General features: G+C 51.9%; 2 protein-coding genes and 1 pseudogene. All 3 read right to left on the reverse strand.

From position 1 onward, the window contains the following. Positions 1 to 206, reverse strand: a 206-nt coding sequence (locus H595_RS23035; protein WP_037055472.1) for a transposase, incomplete at its 3' end; no start/stop codon positions are given. A 198-nt stretch (positions 207 to 404) separates the two neighbouring features. Next, positions 405 to 1790, reverse strand: coding sequence for an efflux transporter outer membrane subunit (locus tag H595_RS0119295; RefSeq protein WP_027672617.1), 1386 nt, complete (start codon positions 1788 to 1790; stop codon positions 405 to 407). Continuing rightward, a pseudogene (locus tag H595_RS23040) lies at positions 1783 to 4380 on the reverse strand (efflux RND transporter permease subunit); the annotation flags it as partial. The gene H595_RS0119295 and the pseudogene H595_RS23040, both read right to left, overlap by 8 nt. Positions 4381 to 4653: the final 273 nt, after the last annotated feature.

The raw sequence follows: 4653 nt of genomic DNA on the forward strand, positions 1-4653 counted from the left end.
TACAGTTTCAGCATGGTAGCCGGGTGATAACCTGGCCGCCCTGTTTGTTTTGCGCTAACTCTTTCAAAGCCAAGTGAGTCAAGCTGTAATCCATCAACAAAGATATCGACCACTCGGACAGGGTTATCTTCAGTAACGAAGTCATCAAGCGCCTCAGGGAGCAAGGTTACTTGATGTCTACCTTGGCCTTTAATATGGTGGGTCATATCAGCACACTTTGTTCTAATTCGTATGCTATTAATTTTAGTAAAGCGACAGCTAACTGTACTGCTTTATCAAGAACAATTGATCATATAAATCTATTGCTTAGACCAAAAGGTGATCAGCAGTTTTCACACAGCCTGCGCTCAAAGCAGATTCTCAACAAAAGCCGGGACTACCCGGCTTTATCATTCAAAACAACGCTAAATCAGCTGTATCCCGCCACCAAAGCTGCGGTAGATGTCTACCAAGCGGGTAAAGCTTTGCTGTTGCAGTTGCGCTAACTGATCGCGGCTGCGCAGCAGTTCGCGCTCGGCGTCGAGTAAGTCTAAAAACTCACCACTGCCTGCGTTGTAACGCTGGCGGGCAATTTGCACCGCCTTGTTACTGGCCTGCCATTGCAGTTCGGTGCTTAGCTGTTGCTCGCGGCTGAGGTTATAGCTTTGCAGCGATAACTGCATCTCGTTAATGGCATTAAACACCTGCTGTTCAAACTGCGCCAGTGCCATTTGACTGCTAGCCTCAGCCTGGAGAATGCGGGCTTTTACAGAGCCTAAATCTGCCGCCTGCCAGCTTAACGTTGGCGCCACTGCCCAGCTTTGGCTGTCACCGCCCAGCGTTAAACCCGGGCCGGAGATAAAGCCTAAAAAGCCGCGTACCGACAGATTAGGATATAAATCTGCTGTGGCTACACCAATTTGTGCGGTGCGGGCGGCCAGTAAGCGTTCGCTGCTGGCAACATCGGCGCGGTAACGCAGGTAGTTTTCCCCCGCTACCACTGCTACCGGCTGCTTAAGCTCTGGCAAATGTGGCACAGCACCGAGTTTTAACGTGCCGGGCCGCTGCGCCAGCAAGGCCGATAAGGTGGCATCTGCCGTTAACAGCGCCACCCGATAACCAGGCACTGCTGCCTGTACCTGATGCAACTGCACGTCTATTTGTGCCAGCTCCAGCTCTGATGCCATACCAGCTTCCAGCCGTGCTAATACAATGTCGCGGCTTTGCGTAAGGTTTTGCAGGTTCTGCTCTGCCACCACCAAACGTAACTGCGCGCCACGGTATTCACCATAACTGGTGGCAACCTGGCTGATTAGCTGTACCTGGGCATCGTGCCATAGAATATCGGCTTGCTGCGCATTGGCCTCTGCCGCCTCTGTTGCACGGCGGATTTTGCCGAACAGGTCGATGTCCCAACTTAAATTAGCGCCTGCGCTGTAACCCCGGCTTATTACGCCATCATCCAGCGGCGACACGGTGCCGTTTTCGCTGGCCTGATAACCGGCGTCTAACGTGCCTTTGGGCAACAAGTCGTTGTTGGCATCACGAAACACCGCATAAGCCCGGTCGACATTGGCACGGGCCTGCGCCAGGGTGCGGTTTTCCTGCAGTGCGCGGCTAATCAGCTGGTTTAGCACCGCATCGTCAAACGCCTGCCACCAGCTTTGTGCCTGCTGTGCCTGTTGGTACGGGCTGCTAAAGCTGATATCCGCCACGTTGGCCGGGGTTTGGTAATCCGGCCCGACGGCACAAGCACTTAATGACGCTGCTACTATTAACGCCAGCGCAGAATGGTTTAGCAATTTACGCATGATGTGCTCCTTTGGCGTCAGTATCGTGCTCGTCAGTTACTGCTTTGTGCTCACCACGCTTGGCCAGCATGTAATAAAACAGCGGGGTTAAAATTAAGCCGAAAATGGTTACGCCTATCATGCCGGCAAATACCGCCACCCCCATCGCCTGCCGCATTTCAGCACCGGCGCCGCTGGAGAACACCATTGGCACCACGCCCATAATAAAGGCGATAGACGTCATCAGGATTGGCCGTAAGCGCAGGCGGCCGGCTTCCAATATAGCGTCCAGTGCGCTCATGCCCTGGTCTTGCAGCTCTTTGGCAAATTCAACGATAAGAATGGCGTTCTTGGTTGCCAGCCCCACCAGTACAATTAAACCAATTTGGGTGAAGATATTATTGTCACCGCCGTACAACAGTACGCCACTCAGTGCTGATAACAGCGTCATCGGAATAATCAGAATAATCGCCAGCGGTAAGCTTAAGCTTTCGTACTGCGCCGCCAGCACCATAAACACCAGCAGAATAACCAGCGGGTAGATAAACAACCCGGCGTTACCGGCCAGAATTTGCTGATAGGTTAGCTCAGTCCACTCGTACGTCATGCCGTTTGGCAGGGTTTCGGCCAGAATTTTCTCAATCGCCGCCTGGGCTTCACCGGTGCTGTACCCCGGTGCCGGGCCACCGTTAATTTCGGCGGTGGTAAAGCCGTTATAGTGCATTACGCGGTCTGGCCCGGCGCTATTGGTCACGTTAATAAAAGAACCCAACGGGATCATCTCGCCGCTGTTATTACGCACTTTTAACTGGCCAATTTGCTCGGGCGTTTGGCGAAACTGCTCGTCAGCCTGCATATTTACCTGATAGGTGCGGCCAAACTGGTTAAAGTCATTCACATACACCGAGCCCATATAAGCCTGCAGCGTTTGAAACACTTCATCCAGTGCCACCCCCTGCTGTTTGGCTTTGGTGCGGTCGATATCCAGATCCAGCTGCGGCACATTCACCTGGTAGCTGGAGAACACACCCGCCAACTCAGGCGTCTGCCAGGCTTTCATCATCACCTGCATAGTCACCTTGTACAGCTCGTCATAACCGTGGTTAGCGCGGTCCTGTATTTGCAGCCGGAAGCCACCTATAGTACCCAACCCCTGCACCGGTGGCGGTGGGAATATCGCGATAAAGGCATCTTCAATACCGGCAAATTTTTGGTTTAATGCCGCGGCTATTGCACCGGCAGACATAGACGGATCGGTACGCTCGCTAAAGTCGGTAAGCGGCGTAAACACAATGCCGCTGTTCGGGCTATTGGTAAAACCGTTAATGCTCAGGCCCGGGAAAGCCACAGAGTTAGCCACGCCCGGTTGTTCCAGCGCGATACGCGACATTTCTTTAATTACCGCTTCGGTGCGCTCCAGTGACGCCGCATCCGGTAACTGCGCAAAGGCAACTAAATATTGTTTATCCTGTCCAGGTACATAGCCGGTTGGCGTAGTAGCAAACTGCAGACCGGTTAAGCCCACTAATACGACATACATTACGCCGACAATAGCGCCAAAACGGATCACCTTTTTTACCAGCCAGCCGTAACCATTGGATAAGCGGGCAAAGAAGCGGTTAAACGGGCCAAATAACCAGCCACCAAACAGCTTATCCATGCCGCGGGTTAAGGCATCTTTTTTCTCACCATGGCCTTTTAACAGCAGTGCCGACAGCGCCGGGCTTAGCGTTAACGAGTTAATAGCTGAGATAAAGGTAGAAATAGTAATGGTTAAGGCAAACTGCTTATAGAATTGCCCGGTTAAGCCCGACATAAAGGCGGTAGGAATAAACACCGCGGCCAGCACCAGCGTAGTGGCGACAATAGGGCCTGTTACTTCTTTCATCGCCTTTTGCGTTGCGGCAACCGGCGATAAGCCTTCGCTGATGTTACGCTCTACGTTTTCTACTACGACGATGGCGTCATCCACTACGATACCGATAGCCAGTACCAGACCGAATAACGATAACGCATTCAGCGAAAAGCCCAACAGCTGCATAAAGGCAAAGGTACCCACCAGGGACACCGGCACTGCCACCAGCGGAATTATAGAGGCGCGCCAGGTTTGTAAAAACAGCACTACCACTAACACTACCAGCAACACCGCTTCAAGCAGGGTTTTTACTACCGCTTCAATTGAACCACGCACAAATACGGTTGGGTCGTACACGATGTCGTAGGCTAAACCATCCGGAAAGCCTTTTGACAATTCAGCCATTTTGGCCCGTACATCATCCGAGATTTGAATAGCGTTTGAACCTGATGCCTGAAATATCGGAATGGCCACGGCGTCTTTATTATCCAGCAAAGACCTTAGCGCGTAAGTAGAGGCGCCAAGCTCCAGCCGCGCGACATCTTTTAACCGGCTTATTTCACCATTAGCGCCCACCTTGATAATAATATCTGCAAACTCTTCTACTGCCGCTAAGCGGCCTTTAACGTTAATAAGCAGCTGAAATTCGGCATCACCACTAGGCTGTGCGCCCAAACTACCCGCGGCGGCCTGCTGGTTTTGCTCACGAATGGCAGCAGTAATTTGTGCCGGTGATAAACCCAGCGCCGCCACTTTATTCGGGTCTAACCCTGAGGTATCCCCACAAAATTATTAGCTAAAACAAAAAGATGAACTCAGAAGGAACATTCATGGCGTTCGGTGATCAGATCAATCGCCAAACATCACTGAGACCAAACAGCCATGAATGTTCGCGCTATCTTGACCAATATCGTTTCATTTGTCACACCCAAAATGCATGCAACCAGACAAAAAGCAGTGATTGATTGCGTGCAAAGCCTGGCAAACGGCAGTGCCGCTACCGTCACCAGCATTGGCCGGGGTATTCAC

This window comes from Rheinheimera baltica DSM 14885 (assembly GCF_000425345.1).
GTDB lineage: Bacteria > Pseudomonadota > Gammaproteobacteria > Enterobacterales > Alteromonadaceae > Alishewanella > Alishewanella baltica.